Below are 20,658 nucleotides of genomic sequence, written 5' to 3' on the forward strand. Positions count from 1 at the left end.
CCGCTGACTTCTTTCAGATTCCGCGTCACCACGGACACCCTTGTCTCTCTGGCTAGACGATTCCCACTACTAGGGCTCGTTAGGGACTTGCACCCATTAGACAACACACATGCTAGTCAAACAAAAATAGGGCCTGTTTCACAACAGACCCTAAACATACTTACTAAAACTAAATTAACCACTAAAAAAACTAATATTTTTAAGAGAATGAGATACATCAGCATCTCAAACTAAATCTAACCTATGACACGAAATCATCTCGACTTCTTGATTGCAAAGGTAGGGTTTTTATATGAAACTACCAAACTTTTTCCCAACTTTTTTTCTAAAAACGGGCATTTTCTTAGGGATTTCACATTATTTAATCAATAACTCCCCTACCTTCACATTTTAGAACTTATAGCCAACTGTCATCAACAACTGATGGCGCTTGTTGTCAACCTTGGTTACAGGAGCTGCATTCGCACCAAGGCTCTCCCAAGCAGCAAATGGATAGAAGTCGCCATTCTGACAGCTGTACTGGTAAGCCACATCAATAGAAAGCTTCTCGTAGTTGAAACCTACGCCGGCCGTAAATCGGTTAGTCGCCTTCCAGTTTGTGTAATCTGTAGAAGTGGCGTAGATTGTTCCCTGAGAAGGAATGGTCTGGTCGCGGTCTGCGCTCTCCTTAAACATCGGAGAAACGTAATTGTAACCCAAACGGAGCGCCAACATATTAATCGGCTTATATTCCAGACCCAGTTTAAGCGTGCTCACGCCTTGCAACGACTGCTTGGTGTGGTCATTCATGACTTCATCGCTAGAACTGGTTTCATAATATTCATCCCAATAACCATCATAATAACCGCCATCCTTCACACGATTATCCATGTGATTGTACCATGCATACTCGTAAGTAGCGCCCAGAGCAAGATTGCCGCCAATGGTGTGACCCAAACTGATACCAGTCTTCCAAGCCGTGTTCAGACGATAATCGAGGCTGGAACTGTTTGTTTTTCCGGCATCAGCATAATTGCCGTTTTCATCCGTCAAGTTCTTGTCAACGAGTTCAAGATCAGCTGTTCCATCCATCGACAAATCATAGAATACAGGCGAATTGACGTAAGCACCAATACGGAAAGGAGAATCTTCTACCGGACGGAAGATAACACCCAGTTTTGCATCATAACCGGTACCCGTGATACGCTGGCTTTCCCAAGCTGTTCCATAAGCCTCCTTATCAGCCACATAATTCTCTGTATAAACAGAATTGTTGCGGTAATGAACATCATGAATGCCCAAGGTGAAGCCCAACCATACGCGGTCGTTGAAGCCCACGCTAATATTGAAATCATATTCGCCTATGTAGCCCTTCTGATACTGACCAAAGAGGAACGAACGACCATCGTAGGTCATTTGGTTTCCATCCTCGTCTTTGCCCATCAACGCATTATAGTTGGCGTCTACCGCATTCCAAACCTGATCGCCTGCATCTTTACCATGTTTCTCATCCAACTCTTTAGCGTAAGCCGTTTTTGCAGAAGCCCATTTGGTTTGAGATGCTCCGTTGAGGAAATTGGCTGCAGAAAGAATCTGAGAGAAATTGGTGCTCTTGTGGTAGTTGAAACTGAAGTTGAGCTTTACATTCGAATCGCCATTTGTTGCAGCCCATACGAAACCGATCTGGTCGAAACTAGGAACCGATTTCTTTCCGTCGAAGCCGAACGGAGTCTTATCGAAGTTGAGTTCTGTATCAGCTCCAGGCTGAGCCACAACGCCAGCCGATAGACTGGCCATGCTCTTTCTGAACAGACCAATACCGGCAGGGTTGCTGGAGATGGTAGAAATATCTGCGCCCAAGGCTTCCATAGCTCCACCCATACCTACATAGCGTGCAGTTCCCGTAAGGGAATTCTCTGCAAACTTAGTATCCTGATAAGTTTCCTGAGCCAACATTGGGGCTGACATGAGTCCCAAAGAAGCCAGGAATAAATATTTTAAATTCTTCATAATCTCTTAATTCTTCACTTAATTCTTAAAGGCTTCATTTTCTGATAAACCTCTTCATTTTTCGAAAAATGTCTTCATCCTCAGAACAAAGCCCTAGCTATTAACTATAAACTATTAACTTTAAACTTTAAAAGCGACTATCTTCTTCCGCCAAAGCCGCCGCCACCGGAACGGCTACCGCCTCCGAAGCTACCTCCTCCGCCGCCAAAGCTTCCGCCACCGGAATGCGTTCCGCCTCCGAAGCTTGCTCCACTACGGTTTCCGAATCCACCGAAGTTGCTGCGGTCGAAGTTGTTGGTATTATTATTGTTGTTTCGAACGTTATTGTAACGGCCGTTATCGTTTATACGACCGCCGAAATTACGGTTTCTGTTGCTCTGGTAAGTACTGTTGCCAGCATAGCCTTTATCGCCATTATAACGGAAAGTTCTGCTTCCGGCGTAACCGCCCGAATTACGTCCGCCATAACTAACATGTCCGTATATCGGACCGCCCCAATACCAAGGGTTGTAGTAGCCGCCCCAGCCATAATACCAAGGGTCGTACCAGCCACCATACCATCCGCAATAGCCATAATACCATGGATCGTACCAAGGATCGAACCAAGGATCATACCAGCCGGCATAATAGCCGTAGCGCCATGGATTGTGCCAGCCCCACATGCGGCTGCGCCAATAGTATGGACCGTAACCATAATAATCGTAGAACCATGGATCATAGAAGCCATCCCAACGGCTCATCTCGCGTGTGCGAACGAAATCCTCATCCCTGTCAGCATACTTCTGGGCGAAGTAAGCATCATCATAAATGCTGTCAGGCGCTACACCCTTGCCCACATGGAACTGGATGATGTCGTTGCCCAGGGAATCTTTCCCTACATTCTCATAATGGCTGAAGATTCTTCCGCCCCGGTTGTATTCATCTACCGAACGGTTGCTTCCGCTCCAAAACAGACGGTAAATACTATCTCTACGAGCCCGCTGCTCAGCATACTGGCGCTGGAGTTGAGCCCGTTTTTCAGCCTTTTCCTTGGCCTCCTTCTTCGGATTGAAGTAGAGGTCATCGTCCTGTGCCATCGAAGTGAGTGGCATCGCAGTTGCGATAAGGACTGCAAGAAGATACTTTCTTTTCATATTTCTGTTCTCCTATTTATTTTTTCTCTTTTTCTTTCTTCATTTTTCTCTTCCCGAATCATCTTAAATCATCAGGAAGAAGTCTCCCGAAAGAGCCTTTTTCTGATTATATAATAATCTGGATGCAAAAATATTGCTTATCTTTATGCAAAAATACAGAATTTCCCTAAATTATTGTAGGTTTTCCCCTATTTTTTTATAATTTTGCAGAAGATTTAAAAGAAATCTAGCTTTTTTGAACATTCGAAGGCGTTTTTAGACAAGAAATTAATACAAATTAAATATGAAATATTTAGTAGCAACATTCACTATTGAAACGACTGCCGACTTGATGCAGGCCTCTCAGGATCTGCTTGCCGATGGTGCAGCCGAAGCCGGATTTGAATCTTTTGAAGAAACAGAAACCGGACTGGAAGCGTATGTGCAGAAAGAACTCTTCGACAAGGAGATGCTGGATGCCTATATTGCTGATTTCCCTATCGGGGATACGAAAATTACCTACGAGGTGAAAGATGCAGAAGACAAGGATTGGAACCAGGAATGGGAAGAACAGGGATTCGAACCAATTTATGTGGACAACCAGGTGGTGATTTACGATGCGAAACATCCCGAACTCTATCCCGATACGAGCAACAGACCCGACATGATAGAAATAGGTATTGAGGCGAAACTGGCGTTCGGAACAGGAAACCACGAAACCACACGCATGATTATTTCCCAGCTGCTCCACATGCCTATCAGAACCAAGCGCATTCTGGATTGCGGAACGGGTACGGGAATCCTTGCCCTCACCTGCTCAAAACTCGGAGCGAAAGACGTGGTAGGCTACGATATTGACGAGTGGAGCGTGGAAAATGCCAAGCATAATGCCGTGCTCAACGGCGTAACTAACATGGAAGTACTCTTTGGCAACAGTCAGGTAATCAACCACATCAGCGGCGTTTTCGACCTGGTTTTAGCCAACATCAACCGCAACATTCTGCTCAACGACATGCGCGCTTTCCGTAGCGTGATGAACATCGGCGGAACCCTGGTCCTGAGCGGCTTCTACGAAGAAGATATTCCTGTACTCCTGGAGAAAGCAGAAGAACTGGGAATGCATGAAATAAACAGACAGATTGACAACAATTGGGCCTGCCTTGTTTTAGGTTCATAAAGATTCTTTTCTGATTCTAAACATTCAGAACGAAAAATCTGAAATCAGAAATATCAGATTAAAACATACGAATAAAGGTTGGATTTTCGCATATTGCCAAAAGTCCAACCTTTATTCCATGAATTTCTTTTCATTATTATTGCTTCCTATGCAGAGCTGCTTGAGCTCATAATAACTGCCGTTGTAAATATTGAAATCTACGTAGCCTTTAATGCCCGGCAACTTGCCCACATCCGTATGCTGCCAGAACTTCCATTTGCCCTTATACTGAACCTTGTCAACATAATAGTGGGCTATCCAGTAAGGATAATCTTCGAAGACAGGCGCACTCAGATATTGCTCCTTGAATTTATAATAGGTGTAGATGATAGGCTTAGCATGATACTTATCCTCTACAATATGCAGCCAGGTAAGCACGTCACGCTGGAAATCCTCCACACTCTTTTCTGCCGGCTTATGTTCAATATCCAGTACCGGAGGCAAATCTCCATCCGTAAGATGAACCTGGTCTAGGAAATAATAAGCCTGTTCACGTGCCGTCGACTTATTGCTCCAGAAATGATAAACACCCCGGATGAAGCCGAAATCGCGAGCCTGATTGAAGTTTTCGCGGAAATTCTCATCCAGCCGTGAAGAACCTTCCGTACTCTTGATGATGACGAAGCGCACAGGACAACCCTTGATCATCGCATTCTTGAGCTGCTCCCAGTCTATCTTGCCCTGATAATGGGAAATATCAATTCCGTGAATCTCGTAACCTTCAGGATATTCTGCATCTCCATAAAGCGCACGCCAGCGGAAACCTGTTGGACCCACAAAGAAATGATAGAACAGAAAGACATAGAGCACGATAACAGCCGTTCCGCCTATCCACCACGCCCAACGGGGATAGCGTTGTAAAAAAGAAGACGAACGCCTTCTACCACGGGAGCCGCCACGCCGAGGAGTTTTCTTTCTCGCCATGGCACTCTTTTTCTGTGAAGAAGCCGTTCGTCTTGTTGACATATAAAAAAATATTTATTCTATTTTTTACTTAGCCTGCTCCAACTGGAGAGTCTTTGTGGTCTGGTCGCAAACCTCAGAAGGACCCCAGTACTGGATAGGACCTGGATAAACGTAAGCTGTTTCCTTAGCCCACTCATCACGCTTAGAAGCGAAGAACTTGAATGGAGCGCCGTCAAGCTCAACGAGAGCCTTGCGGATAACTGGCTTGTTAGCACCATTACGACGCTCGATGTTCATCATCATAGTGATTGGCACACCACCTGCAATCCACTCTGCTGCAGGAGCTGTTGTGTTCTTGATGATTGACATGTAACCGGTCTTGCCGTTAGCGATGAGGCGTGAAGCGTTGAAACCGAGTGAGTAGCAGTAGTCAGCATCGTAGTTAGAAGGAGCTGCGCAACGTCCCTCGTAACCGAAGAAGTGATGCTGAGCAGAGAACTTACCTACATACTTGCCTTCCTTCTTCCATGCAGCCAACTTCTCAGCTACCATGCGAGAAAGCAACTTCTCTGTCTCGATGAGAGAAACCTGTACGTTTCCGTGAGGGTCGCGGTCGAGGCAAAGCTGGCGAGCTACGTCTGCTGGCAAAGACTCCAAAACTGCGAGGTTGTCCTTAGCGATGGCACCCTTAACGAATGCAATCTGCTCCTCAGCACTTGCAAACTCACGGCTCTCGCCTGTTGCAGGGTCTGTAAGAACCTCGTTCAATTCTGCGATGAGCTTCTTGATAGCTGGGATGAACTCGATCAGGCCCTCTGGGATGAGAACAGTACCGAAGTTATTGCCCTCAGCAGCACGGTTAGCTACTGCAGTTGCAATATAAGTAACAACATCATCGAGTGACATTTCCTTAGCCTCTACCTCCTCAGAAATCAAGCAGATGTTTGGCTGAGTCTGGAGAGCGCACTCAAGAGCAATGTGAGATGCTGAACGACCCATCAGCTTGATGAAGTGCCAGTACTTACGTGCTGAGTTACAGTCGCGCTCGATGTTACCGATGAGCTCAGAATATGTCTTGCAGGCTGTATCGAAACCGAAAGAAGTTTCAATCTGCTCGTTCTTCAAGTCGCCGTCGATAGTCTTAGGGCAACCGATTACCTGTACGCCATACTTCTTGGCAGCATAGTATTCTGCGAGAACGCAAGCATTGGTATTTGAGTCGTCACCACCGATGATGACAAGTGCCTTGATGCCGAGTTCACGAAGAATCTCAATACCCTTCTCAAACTGGTCTTCCTTCTCAAGCTTGGTACGGCCGGAACCGATGATGTCGAAACCACCAGTATTGCGGTATTCGTCCATGAGTTCAGAAGTAATCTCCATGTACTTATGGTCAACGAGACCACCAGGACCGAGGATGAAACCATAGAGCTTGTTAGCTGGGTTGAGAGACTTCACACCGTCGAAGAGACCAGAAATCACGTTGTGACCGCCAGGAGCCTGACCACCTGAGAGGATAACACCTACGTTGAAAGCAGGAAGTTCCTTAGCCTCACCTGCCTCGAATGTAATAACAGGCATTCCATAAGTGTTAGGGAACAACGCCTTGATTTCATCCTGATTACCTACTGACTGTGTTGCTGCACCTTCAACTGCCTTTACTGGGCCCTGGAGAGCCTTAGGCAATTTTGGCTGATAAGCAGCTCTTGCAATCTGCAATGCACTTTTTTCCATAATTCGTTTTTATTTTAATTAGTTGAAACTTCAAAAACATCTGCAAAAATAACTCTTTTCTGCGAGATACGGAAAGAAAAATGCTAAAAATGCGTTAATAGATACATTTTTTCCGAAAAAATGATGTTATTTCAAAGAAAATGATTATCTTTGAGCGATATTTTTAATTAATCATTAATTAGGAGAAAAGAATTATGGCTAATAAAAGAGATTTAAAGCGCACGATCAACTACATTACAAGCGAACTTTTCGCCGAAACAGTAGCTGCATCTTTGTATAATGGTAAGCCTACACAGGAAGATGTGGATGGCATTCTTTCAGCTATCGTCATGATCAACGGCGATTACATCAGCCGCGTGTCTCACCCGGAACCGGGAATCACGAAGGGTGAATATTATAAGAAACTCACAGTCGACTTCAACAAGCAGGTGAGCGAAATCATCGACCAGATTTCAAACCTGGCATAATCCTTTCATCATCAGAATCAGGAAATACACCTATTTATATATATGGTAAAAGGAATTTGTCAATGGATATTGTATAAGCGCTTGGGCTATAAGAAAATTATCACCCAGGAGCTTCCTGAAAAGTATATTATCTGCATGGCTCCGCACACCAGCAACTGGGATCTGATACTGGGCCAGCTCTTTGCCCATGCTGAGGGAATCAAATGTAATTTCCTCATGAAAAAGGAATGGTTCTTCTGGCCGCTAGGTCCTATCTTCAGAAAGATGGGAGGTATTCCTGTGTGGAGAAGCAAACATACTAGCATGACGGATAATCTGGCTGCAGAAGCGGATAAGCGGAAGGCTTTCGGACTGTGCATTACGCCCGAAGGTACCCGCTCGCTCAACCCGGAATGGAAAAAGGGATTCTATTTCATAGCCCTCAAGGCGCATCTGCCTATCCATCTCTATGGGCTTGACTATGAGAAGAAGGTCATCCAATGCACCAGGCAGATTATCCCGTCAGGAGATGTTGACAAAGACATGCGTGAAATCAAGTTGTACTTCAAGGATTTCAAAGGAAAGAAACCGGAGAAGTTCACAATCGGAAATATTGATTAAACGTTAAGAAGATAACGGTTTAGTCAGCTATTAAAGAAGGAGTATTCGTAAAGTGAAACACCAAAACATAACATATTGTTTGATAAGCAGTTTGCTGTTAGCCGCTGGAGCTTCGCTTCAGGCTAACGGCAAATCGTTTTTTCCTATCTACGACGAGGCTAACAGCGGCGCATGGCAAGGCATAAATTATGACGGCGACCCATGGGTGTTTAATGTTTCCCGCCCTTATTTCGTTACGGCAGGACTACAGAATAGGCACCTTTCGCTATGGGCCTCGCACGGACGGTATTATTATGCCGACAGAGATGTATGGAAATGGCAACGCCCTAACCTGTTTTGCACAAACGAAGATCTCTTTACCCAAACCATCGTCGTGCCCTACCTCATCCCGATGCTCCAGAATGCGGGAGCCATCGTCTTCACACCCCGCGAAAGAGACTGGCAGACGAACGAAATCGTCATCGATAATGATGATGATGTCAAGTCGGTTTATTATTTCGAAAAGGAGGCGAGCAAACGATGGAAAAACTGTGATTCGCTCGGTTTTGCCAACCGCTCCCGACTGAAAGATGGGGAAAATCCGTTCCGCATGGGAACCGTGAGACAGGCGAAGGCTACCAAGCGCAAGAAAACCAGCCAGGTAAGCTACCAGCCCCGTTTCAAGGAAGCCGGCAAATACGCAGTCTACGTAAGCTACCAGTCGCTCCCTAAGAGCGTGAGCGATGCAAAATACATCGTTTATCACAAGGGCGAAGCCACGGAGTTTTCCGTTAACCAGCGCATGGGCGGAGGCACCTGGGTTTATCTGGGCACCTTCGATTTCGACAAGGGCTGCAACGAGTTCAACCGCGTGGTCTGCACCAACAAGGCTTCACGCCGTGGAGTAGTAACTACAGATGCTGTCCGCTTTGGCGGCGGCATGGGAAACATAGAGCGTGGCGGTTATACCAGTGGATTGCCCCGTTGCCTGGAAGGAGCCAGATACTACGCCCAATGGGCTGGTGCTCCTTATAAGGTTTATGGAGGCAGAAAGGGAGAAAATGATTACGCCGACGACATCAACACCCGTTCGCTGATGACCAATTGGCTGGGCGGCGGTTCGGTGTACATGCCTGCCAAAAATGGCAAGCACGTGCCTATAGAACTCTCGCTGGCACTTCATAGTGATGCGGGTTATAATAAGGACGGAAAATCTACCTTTGGAGCCCTTGCTATCTGCACTACAGATTATAATGACGGAATGCTGAACAGCGGAATCTCAAGATTCACATCCAAGGATTTCGCCAGGGCTCTGCGTGATAATCTCGTTACGGATCTGACGGCTCAGTTCGGAGAATTCGGCAAACGCTACCTATGGGACAGAAACTATTCTGAAACCCGTCTGCCGGAAGTTCCGTCGGCTATTCTCGAAATGCTTTCACATCAGAATTTCCCTGACATGAGAATTGCTCAGGATCCGCTCGGAAAGTTCTATATCGCACGCTCCATCTACAAAACTATCCTGCGATTCGTAAACAGCAATCATGGAACCCGATACGTGGTCCAGCCGCTGGCTCCGCAGAACTTCAGCGTTACGCAGAACCAAGGTATTGCCCTACTCTCATGGACAGCCCAGCTGGACAAGACGGAACCATCTGCCCGCCCTACTTCTTACATTATTTATAAAGCTGAGGGACAAGGCGGTTTTGACAACGGAACCATCGTGAACACCACCCGCTGCCAGATGCAGCTGGAACCGGGCAAGCTTTACCATTTTAAGGTGGCTGCGGTTAATGCAGGAGGAGAAAGTTTCACCACCGAAACCCTCTCTGTGCTCTATAATCCTGCTGCCAGCAAGTCTGTGCTCATCGTAAACAATTTCCATCGCCTTGCCTCTCCGCAGGTCGTGGACGATGAGGAAAAGCAGGGATTCGACCTCAATCAGGATCCGGGCGTAAGCTACGGACTGACGGCGGGATGGAGCGGCAAGCAACAGGTGTTCGACAGAAGCAGAATGGGCAACGAAACCAGTTTCGGACTCGGTTTCAGCGGCAACGAAATGATTGGCAAGTTTGTGGCAGGCAACGACTTCAACTACGTTCAGGCGCATGCTACAAGTATTGCAGCTTCGGGCAAATATAATATTTCCAGCTGTTCGAGCGAAGTCATCGCCAGCGGCAGGGTTCAGATGAAGAACTATCAGGCAGTTGACCTCATCAACGGACTGGAGCGCCATGACGGCTATACTCACGCCTTCTTCAAGTCGTTCACGCCTGCCCTGCAGAACAGCATCAGGCAATACGCCAGCCAAGGCGGCAGAATCCTGATAAGCGGTTCTTACACCGGAAGCGACATGCAGACTGAAGAGGAACAGGCGTTCCTGAGCGATATTCTGAAACTCAGCTATGAGCCTACAGGTTCTACGGTCATCACCAGGGACATCAATCCCGAAGATTCAACCGTAACAGAACGAGACAGTATTGTCTACACTTCGCCTAACGTCAAGGGTTTAGGTCTGCAGTTCAGCTATTATAACGAGCTGAATGCCCAGCATTATGCGGCAACCCATCCCGAGATATTGAACCCGGTTGGCAATTACGCCTTCACGGCGATGCAATACGATACGGGAACGAGTGCGGCGGTTGCCTACAAGAGCACTACTTACCGCAGCTTCGTCATGGGATTCCCGTTGGAATGCATCATCGACGAAAGAACCCGCACCAGCGTGTTGCTCGGCATTCTCAAATTTCTGACAGATTAAATTCAAAGTAAAACAGATAAAAAATTTTAAGCTTATGTATAAGATTCAAGCCAACCAGTCTGGCACTCGCTCTATCGAAGTGAGCGACCAGCATTTAGAGACCATCGAAAAGTATCAGTTACTCCGCAACCTCGTAGACAGCAACGGCATTATCGACGAGGAAGTGCTCGATAAACTGAAATTCAATGTGCGTTCACTCCTCGAGAGCAGCGACATCAAGGATAAGGAGTTGCTCGATCTCTGTCTCGACGTCATCTACAATCAGAACATGAAGGCGCTCGGTCTTCACAACCTCGTTCTGCTCTACGTTGACTGGAAAGACAAGAAGCAGGCTGAGGCTGCAGCTGATGCAGAACCAGACGCAGTAAATGATTAAAAAATATTGAATGGATTATAAGTTAACAGATTTCTTACCTACCACCAAGAAAGAATGCGAGTTGCGCGGATGGGACGAACTCGACGTCATCCTCTTTTCAGGAGATGCTTACGTTGACCACCCATCCTTCGGCCCTGCCATCCTCGGACGAATACTGGAAGCCAATGGCTATCGGGTAGCCATCGTTCCCCAGCCCGACTGGCACGGCGATTTCCGAGACTTCAAGAAACTCGGTCGCCCTCGCCTCTTCTTTGGTGTTTCTCCGGGCGCCATGGACTCGATGGTGAACCGCTACACGGCCAACCGCCGCATGCGTAGCGAGGACGCTTTCAGTCCCGACTCCCGCCACGACATGCGCCCCGACTATCCATCTATCGTCTATACGCAGATACTGAAGAAACTCTTTCCCGACGTACCTGTAGCACTAGGCGGTATTGAGGCTTCGTTGCGCCGCATCAGCCACTACGACTATTGGAAAGACGAGCTCCGCAAGTGCATTCTCTGCGATTCGGGCGCCGACCTCATTCTCTACGGAATGGGTGAACGTTCTATCGTAGAACTAGCCAATGCCTTTGCAGAAGGCAAGACGCTTAGCCAAATCCACGAAATGCCGCAGGTGGCTTTCTACTGCAAGGAAAGTGAGATTCCGGGCGGTTTCAAGGACGACGACATCATCCTCCACAGCCACGAAGAATGTCTCCACAACAAGAAGGGACAGGCTGAGAACGTGCGCCATCTGGAGGAAGAAGCCAACAAGATGCATGCTCAGCGCATGATTCAGGAAGTTGACGGCAAATATGTAGTGGTAAATCCGCCTTTCCCGCTGATGACTACCGCGGAACTGGATGCGGCTTTCGACCTGCCTTATACGCGTTTGCCTCATCCTAAATACAAGGGCAAGACCATTCCTGCCTACGAGATGATCAAGTTCTCCGTGAACCTTCATCGTGGCTGTTTCGGCGGCTGTTCTTTCTGCACCATTTCTGCCCATCAGGGAAAATTCGTGGTTTGCCGCAGCAAGGAGAGCATTCTGAAGGAGGTGAAGAAAATCATCGAGATGCCTGATTTCAAGGGCTATCTGAGCGATTTGGGCGGTCCTTCTGCCAACATGTACGGAATGCACGGCAAGAATCAGAAAGCCTGCGAAGTTTGCAAGCGCCCGTCGTGTATAAACCCTCAGATTTGTCCGAACCTCAATACCGACCACAGCAAGCTTCTGGAGATTTATCATGCTGTAGATGCTTTGCCGGGAATCAAGAAGAGCTTCATTGGTAGTGGTGTGCGTTACGACCTTCTGCTGCATAAGAGCAAGGACGAAAAGGTGAATCAGGCGGCTAGAGAATACACGCGCGAACTGATTACCAAGCACGTGAGCGGCCGACTGAAGGTGGCTCCCGAACATACGAGTCCGGAGGTCTTGAAGTTCATGCGCAAGCCATCGTTCGACCTCTTCTACGAGTTCAAGCGCATCTTCGACAAGATCAACAAGGAAGAAGGTCTGAACCAGCAGATCATTCCTTACTTCATCAGTTCGCATCCGGGCTGTCATGAAGAAGACATGGCCGAGCTTGCCGTCATTACGAAGGGACTGGATTTCCATCTGGAGCAGGTGCAGGATTTCACCCCTACTCCTATGACCATTTCTACCGAGACCTGGTACACGGGGTACGATCCTTACACCCTGGAGCCGGTCTTCAGCGCCAAGACTCAGAAAGAGAAGCTTGCCCAGCGCATGTTCTTCTTCTGGTACAAGCCTGAAGAGCGCCGCGCCATCGAGAGTGAACTTCGCCGGATAGGCAGAGCCGACCTCATCGACAAACTCTACGACAGGAAGAGCATGGGTGGCAGTTTCAAGGGTAAGAAGACGCATTATGACGATAAGGCGATAGGCTCTACATACGATAATCCAGGTGTAGGAAAAGGTGCTAAAGGCAAGCGTGGAGCTGGCAGAAATGCTTCTGAACCGAATGCAGGAAAAAGCCGTGGCAGAAATGCGTCTGACCGCTTTGCCCCAAAGGGATATGGCAATGTGGGTTGCTATGATGAGGAGAAATACCTGAATAACGGAAAATCTCTAAAATCAGGTAAGCCTTCGAATGCCAACATCCGTGATGCCGTAGCAGCGGCCAGAGCCGAGCTGAGAAATCAGAAAGACCAGGGTGCCGGCTTCTTCAAGGACAAGAAGAAAAAGAGTTTCAACCCTAATTTCGACAACGACAACCACAATCGCAAGAACCGTTATAATAGCGGGGATAAGAACGAACGCGGCGGTCGTGGAAATCAAGGTCGTGGAAATCAAGGAAGAAATGAAGGTAGAGGCAGAAGAAGATAAATGCTAAAAAGAGGGTGAATCATATATTTATGACTCACCCTCTTTCATATTATATACTGAATTTTCCCAAAATAATTTAGTACTGTCTCAAAGCACCGAGTAATTCAGCATTCTCGCTCTTGTTTCCTATCGTAATTCTCAGACAGTTGCCGCACAACTGAACCTTGTTGCGGTTTCTTACGATAATGCCTTGTGCCACCAGATAATTATAGATGGCGTTGGCGTCGGTCATTTTAGCCAGGAAGAAGTTTGCATCAGTAGGATAAACCTTCTCGCAGATAGGCAGATCCAGGAATGCAACCATTACCTTAGAACGCTCCTGCAGGATGTTCTTTACCCATTCGTCAACCTTCAGCGGATTCTTCATCACTTCCAGCGCATGCTCCTGAGTAAGCAGATTGATGTTATAAGGATATTTCACCTTATTAAATAGGTCAACAATCTCCTTGCTCGCAAAAGCCATTCCCAAACGGAGGGCTGCACAGCCCCATGCCTTACTCATGGTGTTGAGCACAATCATGTTGGGAAATCTGTCGAGCACGCTGCGGAATGTGCGCTCCGAAGAGAAATCGCTGTAGGCTTCGTCGATGATGACAATACCCTGGAATTTCTGCAACACCTCTACGATTGCCTCGCGGTTGATGTGATTGCCCGTAGGATTGTTCGGACTGCAGAACCAGATAACCTTTGTCTGTTCATCACAGGCTGCCAGGAGTTTTCCGGCAGAAATCTGATAATTTTCATCAAGCAATACAGAACGATACTCCACATCGTTGATGTCTGCACAAACTTCATACATTCCGTAAGTAGGTGCAATCGCTACTACATTATCCTTGCCCGGGCGGCAGAATACACGGTAAACCAAATCGATGGCCTCGTCGGAACCGTTGCCCAGGAAGATTTTCTCTTCAGCCACACCCTTAATCTTGCTGATCTGCTTCTTCAGTTCAACCTGCAGCGGATCAGGATAGCGATTGTAAGGGTCATTATATGGGTTTTCATTGGCGTCGAGGAAGACGCGGGCATTTCTGCCTGCAAACTCCGTACGTGCGCAACTGTAAGGTGCCAGATTCCAGATGTTCTCTCGGCACAAATCTTTCAATTCTTTCATTTTTCTTTCAAAAACTATTAAGAAGTATCTTTACAACTCCCCGTTTCACCCTATTGTTTCAAACTGTTCACTCTCAGTCTCATCGCATTGGCATGAGCTTCCAATTGCTCATTTTCCGCCATGGTCACTACAGCATTTCCAATGTTACGAATACCTTCTTCTGTAAGATGCTGGAAGGTGATTTTGCGATTATAACTGTCCAGGTTCACTCCGTTGTAAGCCAAAGCATAACCATGGGTTGGCAAGGTATGGTTCGTACCGCTTGCATAGTCGCCTGCACTTTCGCACGCATAGTTTCCGAGGAATACACTACCTGCATTCACTACCTTTTCTGCCAGCTGCTCGTAATCGGCTGTGGCGATAATCAGATGCTCCGGCGCATAAGTATTGCAGAGGTCGATTGCTTCCTCTTCGGTCTTCACGAGGATAAACTTAGAGTTATCTAACGAGGTCTGTGCCATCTCCTTACGTGGCAAGCGCTCAAGTTGTACTTCAACTTCATTCTTTACATCATCCAACACCTTTTCAGATGTAGTAATGAAGAAAACCTGAGAATCAAAACCATGTTCAGCCTGCGACAATAGGTCGGCAGCAGCAAACACAGGGTTGGCTGTTTCGTCGGCAATAAGACAAACTTCAGACGGACCGGCAGGCATGTCTATAGCCACATCGTGCAGGGAAACCTGCTGCTTGGCAGCCATGACAAACTGGTTGCCCGGACCGAAAATCTTATAAATCTTAGGCACGCTCTCCGTACCGTAAGCCATGGCTCCGATAGCCTGAACGCCACCCGCCTTAAAGATTCTGTTCACGCCTGCAATTTTTGCCGCCATGAGGATAGCCGGGTTCACCTTGCCCTCTTTATTAGGAGGAGTACACAGTACTATTTCTTTACATCCCGCAATCTTGGCAGGAGTAGCCAGCATCAGAACGGTGCTAAAGAGAGGAGCAGTACCTCCAGGGATATACAATCCCACCTTCTCTATAGCCACACTCTTCTGCCAGCAGGTTACACCCGGGCAAGTTTCAACCTTTACACCATCAAACTTCTGGCTATGATGGAATGCGGCAATGTTATGATGGGCGAGGTGCAAAGCGTCTTTCAGTTCTTGAGAAACCATTTTCTCTGCCTCTTCGATTTCAGCGTCAGTCACAGCCAAAGAATCGAGATGGGCATGATCAAACTTCTCCTCGTAACGCTTCACGGCTTCGTCGCCATGGTTTTTCACATCGTCGAGTACACCTTGTACGGTCGCATTCAGCTGCGAAACATCCAGGTGTGGGCGTTTTACAATCTCGCTCCATTCCTCCTTTGCAGGATACTTTATTACCTTCATTCCTATTATTAATGTTTAATTATTAATGTTTAATGTTTAGTTTTTAACGCATAATGTCTCTAAATAAACATTACACATTAAACACTACACATTATTATAATATCATCTTTTCGATTGGTGTTACCAGGATGCCCTGTGCACCGAGTTCCTTCAACTTGCCTATGATTTCCCAGAAACGCTTCTCATCGAGCACGGTGTGGATAGAGCACCATTCCTCATCAGCCAATGGGATAATCGTAGGACTCTTGATGCCTGGCAATACTTCTGTAATCTCCTGAACCTTTGCCTTAGGAGCATTCATCATCACGTACTTCTTGTCCTGTGCAGAACGTACAGCCTCGAAGCGGAACAGCATCTCGTTCAGAATCTCATGCTTCTCCTCGTCCATGTTCCAGTTGCCGATGAGCAGAGCCTCGCTCTTCATCACCACCTCAACCTCAGCAAGATTGTTGCTGACCAGAGTAGAACCAGAACTTACAATATCGAAAATACCGTCAGCCAAACCGATGCCCGGACTGATTTCTACAGAACCCGTAATGACATGGATGTCGGCATTGATGTTGTTCTTCTTCATAAACTTGCGCAGGATGTTAGGGTAAGAAGTAGCAATCTTCTTGCCGTTGAACCATTGCAATCCCGGATAATCAATCTTCTTAGGAATGGCGAGGCTCAGGCGACACTTGCTGAAATCCAGACGGTCAATAATCTGCGCATTCTCTCCACGCTCAACAAACTCGTTCTCGCCCACGATTCCGATATCTGCCACACCAGAGGCTACGCTCTGAGGAATATCATCATCACGAAGGTAGAGAACCTCGAGAGGAAAGTTGCTTGACTGCACCAGGAGGGTGCGTTTAGAGGCGCTTACTTTGATGTCAGCCTCTGCTAAGAGATTCATGGTGTCGTCGAAAAGACGACCCTTACTTTGTACTGCTATTCGTAACATATTTCTATATTTTGTTTGAAAAACATTGCAAAAGTACATATTTTTATTAGAATAAACAAATAATTTCTCACTTATGTGCAAAATATTTCGTACTTTTGCAGCTGAAATGAAGAATAAAGGATATTTATACGCATTATATGCACTATTTTTGCTCGCTGCCTGTGCCGACAAGAAACCGCAGCAGGAGCTTACGCCATGGGGAACTCCCGTAGGCGAAATGGAGTATGCTGACAACTCTGACGGGGCTGATGGCGATGAAAAGAAATCTGCTTCAACCAGCAAGGGGCTTTCGCTCGAAGATATTCAGGCCAATGGTGAGCTCATTATGCTTACCGTTAACGGCCCTACTACCTATTATGATTACCACAGCCACGGAATGGGACTGCAATATCTGCTCTGCGAGAAGTTTGCCCAGCAGATTGGCGTGTCGTTACGTGTAGAAGAATGTAAGGATACGGCTGAAATGGTGCGCAAACTGGAGAAGGGAGAAGGTGATGTGATTGCCGTGCCCCTACCCCGAAAACAGACCAGAGGCAACCTGCTGTTCTGTGGAGTTACGCCCGACAGCACCCGAACCCAATGGGCTGTGCTGAACGGTAACAAGAGTCTTGCCGACACCCTGAACGGCTGGTTTAAGCCTAAGCTGATTGCTCAGGTCAGGCAGGAAGAATCGTGGCTGCTTTCTTCTGCCAGCGTGCGCCGCCACGTTTATTCACCATTCCTGAACCGTTCTAAGGGTGTTATTTCCCGCTACGACCACCTCTTCCAGCGCTATAGCGGAACGGCTCGCATGGACTGGCGGCTGATGGCTGCCCAATGTTATCAGGAGAGCTGTTTCGACCCGAATGCGAAGTCATGGGCTGGAGCTTGCGGACTGATGCAGATTATGCCAGGCACGGCTGCCCATCTGGGTTTGCCGATGAGCATGATTCATGAACCTGAGGCGAATGTGGCTGCGGCAGCCAGATATATGGCGGAACTGCAGGGGCATTTCTCTGACGTGGGCGACCCTTTCCAGCGCATGCTTTTCGCCCTTGCTTCTTATAATGGTGGCCATTTCCACATCAAAGATGCGATGGCGCTGGCTCGCAAACATGGTCAGAATCCGCACAACTGGGGCGTGATCCGCGATTATATTCTGCGCCTTTCTCAACCGGCTTATTACACAGATCCGGTAGTGAAACATGGTTACATGCGAGGCACGGAGACGGTTAATTATGTAGATAGAATCAGAGCCCGCTGGGGTGAATATAGCGGTAGTTCAGGCTTCCATGAGAGTCTTCGTGGCAGCGGTATGGGCAGCGGTTCCTTCCATGGAGCCCCTGTAAAATCCAAGCGCCATTACCAGAATAAGTACCATATATAATATAAAATAGGGAACGCACGTGCGTTCCCTATCTGCTTTTATACATTACTTCCCCCACTCCTTCTTTACATTAAAACAGGGACAGGCTTTATTGGCAAACTCATTATGACCATGAATCGTAGCTAACGGGAATTCTTCCTTCAGCTGCTCGATGAGGGCATAAATTAAAGTGCAAAATCGGCTATTCATGGGCTAAAAAACGGGTTTATGTAATCAGAAAACTCTGATTTTTCCGTTTTTTATCGCTGAAAATAGGTATTGGGGAAATGCATAAAAAGCGAATTCTATTATTTGAAAAGTAAATATATATTTCATCCACATCCCAATATATGTACTTCACCTAACACACAAAATACACAAACTAAATAGTTATACAACAATAAGTTACGCCTTCCATCTTAGTATTGTTATTATGTAGTTTCTAGCTTTCCGGACTATTGCTACGTCAATATTTTATAATCTACTAGCAAAGATAATAAAAAGTTAGCAAACCCAAGAATTTTATCACGTTATTTAACGGAAAAATGCAAAATAAGAGGTTTCTGGGAGATGTTTACCCCTCTTCTAGGAGTGAAAAATGCCCCTCCTCGGACCTTAAAATAAGCTCAGAAGGTAGATATTTTTGACAAAATTCGATAAGCAGAAAGCAGAAAAATGGGGTGTAGAACGGTGTAACGGACAGTATTCCGCACTAGAGAATGTAGATTATTACTATACAGAAAAGATTAAAGATAGTTCACACATAAAGCATATACTTCACTAATACACAATATTTTAGCTCACATCGCATCATATTATATTCTCTCTTTTTTAAGATTATAATCTGGTCATTTTCGGTCATGGTCATTTCCGGTCATTTTCATTTCGGGGGGAGAAAAGGTCATCTATAGTATAATATAAATAATTATTTATATTTACTATAGCTCAAAATGACCAAACTCTTTTTAAAAATGACCGAAAATGACCATGACCGGAAATGACCGCTTTACTATTCTAGTTCTCCATTGTACTTTTTCAGCGTATTTTCTGTTATTTGCAATAAAGTTCAGATAGAAAATCAATAGAACTTATTGTATTACAGCTACTTATAACTTTTCTCACATAGAAAGTTAGGGGTAAAGCTTGTATTCTGCCCGAAAATGTTGTATCTTTGCACCGGCAATCGAAAGAACAGCCTTTTGTGCCTTGCTCGGGTCTTCTCTTAAGACCAACACGGGTTATAAATGATGGCAGGCGCCGGTCATCAATGAAGACCCCGAAAACGGCAGGAACGGGGCGTTCTGGGGAGTTGCAAAACATGGACTCTAAACATACTACAAACGACTATGATTAATTACAGCATCGTAATGCGTAGCGTGAACGCAAATCTTCTGGAAATCAACCAGGCTAAGTCACGCATCAACCAGGCGAAGAAGGAGGGCAAGACTCCTGACCCAAAGGACCTGGAACTCGTAAAGACTGAGAAGCAGAACGCTTTCGCCATCTCGCAGTACACAGACATCATGACCATCGAGAAGTTTGCCAAGCACATCACTTCGCATGGTAGTGTTTATTCGAGAGCTGACATCAGCGCCATCCTCTACATCGCCGTAGACTGCATGCGTGAGATGTTGCTCGAGGGCAAGAAGATCCGTCTGGGCGACCTCGGTGACTTCTCTCTCCTTCTCACCTCAAAGGGTGCTGAGGATGCTGACAAGTTCACCGCACAGAACATCACCGGTGTAAAGGTTCAGTGGGAACCAGGTCAGGAGTTTAAGAACCTTCGCGATGACGCCGAGTTCAATCTCGTAGCCAGCCGCAGCGCTCAGGCAGCCGTTATCAAGGCGATTAAGGAGGGTAAGACCAACGTTGACCTCAACGCCCCAACCACTCCGGATAATACGCCAGGCGGTTCAACCCCAGGCGGTTCAAACACCGGTCAGACCGGCAGCGACGGCCAAGGCTCTGAATCAGGCGGCGGCACTACCGGCAAGGACGATACTGGCGACGGCCTTGAATAGCCCAAGGATAGACTGGCTAGGGTGCTAGCCCCTAGCCCTGCCTATCCGCCCCAAGAAAGTCAACATTTAACATTTAACACTTAATATTAAAAAGATGAAAGCGAACACTTGGAAAACAATTCTGCAGATAGCCATCAGCATTCTGACCGCTATCGCTACCACGCTCGGAGTAACGAGCTGCATGGAATAAAGAACACTGAGCCTACTTTATTATAATAAGGAGACTCAACCATAAAATAAAACGACCGCTCACCTCAGAGAATAATCATGAGGAGAGCGGTCTTTTCCGGTCATTAAGGTCAAGGTCATTAAGGATTTCAACTTCTCTATTTTGGTAACACATTAGCTCATTTTGATAACACATTTGTAACACACATTAATGATTTTATAATGCGCCAAATGTATAACATGCTGATAAACAGCCAT

Annotated in this window: 17 protein-coding genes; 9 read left to right on the forward strand and 8 right to left on the reverse strand. The window is 46.7% G+C overall.

The window, feature by feature from the left end; all coding sequences use genetic code 11:
• Positions 1-390 precede the first annotated feature (390 nt).
• Together ACWJAO_RS10210 and ACWJAO_RS10215 are read right to left on the reverse strand one after the other, a co-directional pair.
• Positions 391-1,989 carry an OmpP1/FadL family transporter gene (locus ACWJAO_RS10210; protein WP_449140175.1) on the reverse strand — a complete coding sequence of 533 codons (1,599 nt, stop codon included), beginning with the start codon at positions 1,987-1,989 and terminating at the stop codon, positions 391-393.
• Positions 1,990-2,126: 137 nt separating this feature from the next.
• Positions 2,127-3,122, reverse strand: coding sequence for a hypothetical protein (locus ACWJAO_RS10215; protein ID WP_449140176.1), 996 nt, complete (start codon positions 3,120-3,122; stop codon positions 2,127-2,129).
• A gap of 283 nt (positions 3,123-3,405) precedes the next feature.
• Between ACWJAO_RS10215 and prmA the strand changes: the two genes are divergently transcribed.
• A complete protein-coding gene (gene prmA, locus ACWJAO_RS10220; protein ID WP_288573158.1) occupies positions 3,406-4,278 on the forward strand; it encodes a 50S ribosomal protein L11 methyltransferase in 873 nt (290 codons plus the stop codon).
• Between the two features lie 111 nt (positions 4,279-4,389).
• Here the strand turns inward: prmA and ACWJAO_RS10225 are convergent, their stop codons facing one another.
• Positions 4,390-5,241, reverse strand: a complete 852-nt coding sequence (locus ACWJAO_RS10225) for a GH25 family lysozyme (RefSeq protein ID WP_287850090.1) — start codon at positions 5,239-5,241, stop codon at positions 4,390-4,392.
• A gap of 66 nt (positions 5,242-5,307) precedes the next feature.
• Positions 5,308-6,957, reverse strand: coding sequence for a diphosphate--fructose-6-phosphate 1-phosphotransferase (locus ACWJAO_RS10230; RefSeq protein WP_144153154.1), 1,650 nt, complete (start codon positions 6,955-6,957; stop codon positions 5,308-5,310).
• Between the two features lie 194 nt (positions 6,958-7,151).
• Between ACWJAO_RS10230 and ACWJAO_RS10235 the strand changes: the two genes are divergently transcribed.
• The 5 genes from ACWJAO_RS10235 to ACWJAO_RS10255 all read left to right on the forward strand — a co-directional run bounded on the left by ACWJAO_RS10235 (position 7,152) and on the right by ACWJAO_RS10255 (position 13,472).
• Positions 7,152-7,424 (forward strand): hypothetical protein, encoded by a 273-nt coding sequence (locus ACWJAO_RS10235; protein ID WP_117586172.1) that lies wholly within the window; start codon positions 7,152-7,154, stop codon positions 7,422-7,424.
• A gap of 42 nt (positions 7,425-7,466) precedes the next feature.
• The gene (locus ACWJAO_RS10240) at positions 7,467-8,024 is read left to right on the forward strand and encodes a 1-acyl-sn-glycerol-3-phosphate acyltransferase (RefSeq protein WP_022121200.1); all 558 of its coding nucleotides are present in this window, start codon (positions 7,467-7,469) and stop codon (positions 8,022-8,024) included.
• Between the two features lie 91 nt (positions 8,025-8,115).
• Positions 8,116-10,764, forward strand: coding sequence for a golvesin C-terminal-like domain-containing protein (locus ACWJAO_RS10245; RefSeq protein ID WP_449140177.1), 2,649 nt, complete (start codon positions 8,116-8,118; stop codon positions 10,762-10,764).
• A 34-nt stretch (positions 10,765-10,798) separates the two neighbouring features.
• Positions 10,799-11,140 (forward strand): hypothetical protein, encoded by a 342-nt coding sequence (locus ACWJAO_RS10250; RefSeq protein ID WP_022121198.1) that lies wholly within the window; start codon positions 10,799-10,801, stop codon positions 11,138-11,140.
• Between the two features lie 10 nt (positions 11,141-11,150).
• On the forward strand, positions 11,151-13,472 hold the full coding sequence (locus ACWJAO_RS10255; protein ID WP_449140178.1) for a YgiQ family radical SAM protein: 2,322 nt from the start codon (positions 11,151-11,153) through the stop codon (positions 13,470-13,472).
• Positions 13,473-13,548: 76 nt separating this feature from the next.
• Here ACWJAO_RS10255 and hisC read toward each other — a convergent pair whose 3' ends face one another.
• From hisC to hisG, 3 genes are all read right to left on the reverse strand, one after another.
• The gene (gene hisC / locus ACWJAO_RS10260; RefSeq protein WP_144153146.1) at positions 13,549-14,583 is read right to left on the reverse strand and encodes a histidinol-phosphate transaminase; all 1,035 of its coding nucleotides are present in this window, start codon (positions 14,581-14,583) and stop codon (positions 13,549-13,551) included.
• A 50-nt stretch (positions 14,584-14,633) separates the two neighbouring features.
• On the reverse strand, positions 14,634-15,920 hold the full coding sequence (gene hisD, locus ACWJAO_RS10265; RefSeq protein ID WP_449140179.1) for a histidinol dehydrogenase: 1,287 nt from the start codon (positions 15,918-15,920) through the stop codon (positions 14,634-14,636).
• A 94-nt stretch (positions 15,921-16,014) separates the two neighbouring features.
• A complete protein-coding gene (hisG, locus tag ACWJAO_RS10270; protein WP_144153142.1) occupies positions 16,015-16,866 on the reverse strand; it encodes an ATP phosphoribosyltransferase in 852 nt (283 codons plus the stop codon).
• Positions 16,867-16,939: 73 nt separating this feature from the next.
• Between hisG and ACWJAO_RS10275 the strand changes: the two genes are divergently transcribed.
• The gene (locus ACWJAO_RS10275; protein WP_449140180.1) at positions 16,940-18,232 is read left to right on the forward strand and encodes a transglycosylase SLT domain-containing protein; all 1,293 of its coding nucleotides are present in this window, start codon (positions 16,940-16,942) and stop codon (positions 18,230-18,232) included.
• Positions 18,233-18,277: 45 nt separating this feature from the next.
• Here ACWJAO_RS10275 and ACWJAO_RS10280 read toward each other — a convergent pair whose 3' ends face one another.
• Complete coding sequence (locus ACWJAO_RS10280; protein ID WP_449140181.1) at positions 18,278-18,421, reverse strand: N-acetylmuramoyl-L-alanine amidase; 144 nt, start codon at positions 18,419-18,421, stop codon at positions 18,278-18,280.
• Positions 18,422-19,557: 1,136 nt separating this feature from the next.
• On the opposite strand from ACWJAO_RS10280, the gene ACWJAO_RS10285 reads away from it, so the two are divergent.
• Both ACWJAO_RS10285 and ACWJAO_RS10290 read left to right on the forward strand, forming a co-directional pair.
• The gene (locus ACWJAO_RS10285) at positions 19,558-20,232 is read left to right on the forward strand and encodes an HU family DNA-binding protein (RefSeq protein WP_119230337.1); all 675 of its coding nucleotides are present in this window, start codon (positions 19,558-19,560) and stop codon (positions 20,230-20,232) included.
• Between the two features lie 94 nt (positions 20,233-20,326).
• On the forward strand, positions 20,327-20,422 hold the full coding sequence (locus tag ACWJAO_RS10290; protein WP_334557946.1) for a smalltalk protein: 96 nt from the start codon (positions 20,327-20,329) through the stop codon (positions 20,420-20,422).
• The last annotated feature ends 236 nt before the right edge of the window (positions 20,423-20,658 follow it).

It is taken from the genome of Segatella sp. (assembly GCF_977051555.1).

Bases quoted from the DNA above. Each gene is read 5' to 3' on its own strand.
- ACWJAO_RS10210 (WP_449140175.1), bottom strand. From the start codon at position 1,989: ATGAAGAATTTAAAATATTTATTCCTGGCTTCTTTGGGACTCATGTCA.
- ACWJAO_RS10215 (WP_449140176.1), bottom strand. From the start codon at position 3,122: ATGAAAAGAAAGTATCTTCTTGCAGTCCTTATCGCAACTGCGATGCCA.
- prmA (WP_288573158.1), top strand. From the start codon at position 3,406: ATGAAATATTTAGTAGCAACATTCACTATTGAAACGACTGCCGACTTG.
- ACWJAO_RS10225 (WP_287850090.1), bottom strand. From the start codon at position 5,241: ATGGCGAGAAAGAAAACTCCTCGGCGTGGCGGCTCCCGTGGTAGAAGG.
- ACWJAO_RS10230 (WP_144153154.1), bottom strand. From the start codon at position 6,957: ATGGAAAAAAGTGCATTGCAGATTGCAAGAGCTGCTTATCAGCCAAAA.
- ACWJAO_RS10235 (WP_117586172.1), top strand. From the start codon at position 7,152: ATGGCTAATAAAAGAGATTTAAAGCGCACGATCAACTACATTACAAGC.
- ACWJAO_RS10240 (WP_022121200.1), top strand. From the start codon at position 7,467: ATGGTAAAAGGAATTTGTCAATGGATATTGTATAAGCGCTTGGGCTAT.
- ACWJAO_RS10250 (WP_022121198.1), top strand. From the start codon at position 10,799: ATGTATAAGATTCAAGCCAACCAGTCTGGCACTCGCTCTATCGAAGTG.
- ACWJAO_RS10255 (WP_449140178.1), top strand. From the start codon at position 11,151: ATGGATTATAAGTTAACAGATTTCTTACCTACCACCAAGAAAGAATGC.
- hisC (WP_144153146.1), bottom strand. From the start codon at position 14,583: ATGAAAGAATTGAAAGATTTGTGCCGAGAGAACATCTGGAATCTGGCA.
- hisD (WP_449140179.1), bottom strand. From the start codon at position 15,920: ATGAAGGTAATAAAGTATCCTGCAAAGGAGGAATGGAGCGAGATTGTA.
- hisG (WP_144153142.1), bottom strand. From the start codon at position 16,866: ATGTTACGAATAGCAGTACAAAGTAAGGGTCGTCTTTTCGACGACACC.
- ACWJAO_RS10275 (WP_449140180.1), top strand. From the start codon at position 16,940: ATGTGCAAAATATTTCGTACTTTTGCAGCTGAAATGAAGAATAAAGGA.
- ACWJAO_RS10280 (WP_449140181.1), bottom strand. From the start codon at position 18,421: ATGAATAGCCGATTTTGCACTTTAATTTATGCCCTCATCGAGCAGCTG.
- ACWJAO_RS10285 (WP_119230337.1), top strand. From the start codon at position 19,558: ATGATTAATTACAGCATCGTAATGCGTAGCGTGAACGCAAATCTTCTG.
- ACWJAO_RS10290 (WP_334557946.1), top strand. From the start codon at position 20,327: ATGAAAGCGAACACTTGGAAAACAATTCTGCAGATAGCCATCAGCATT.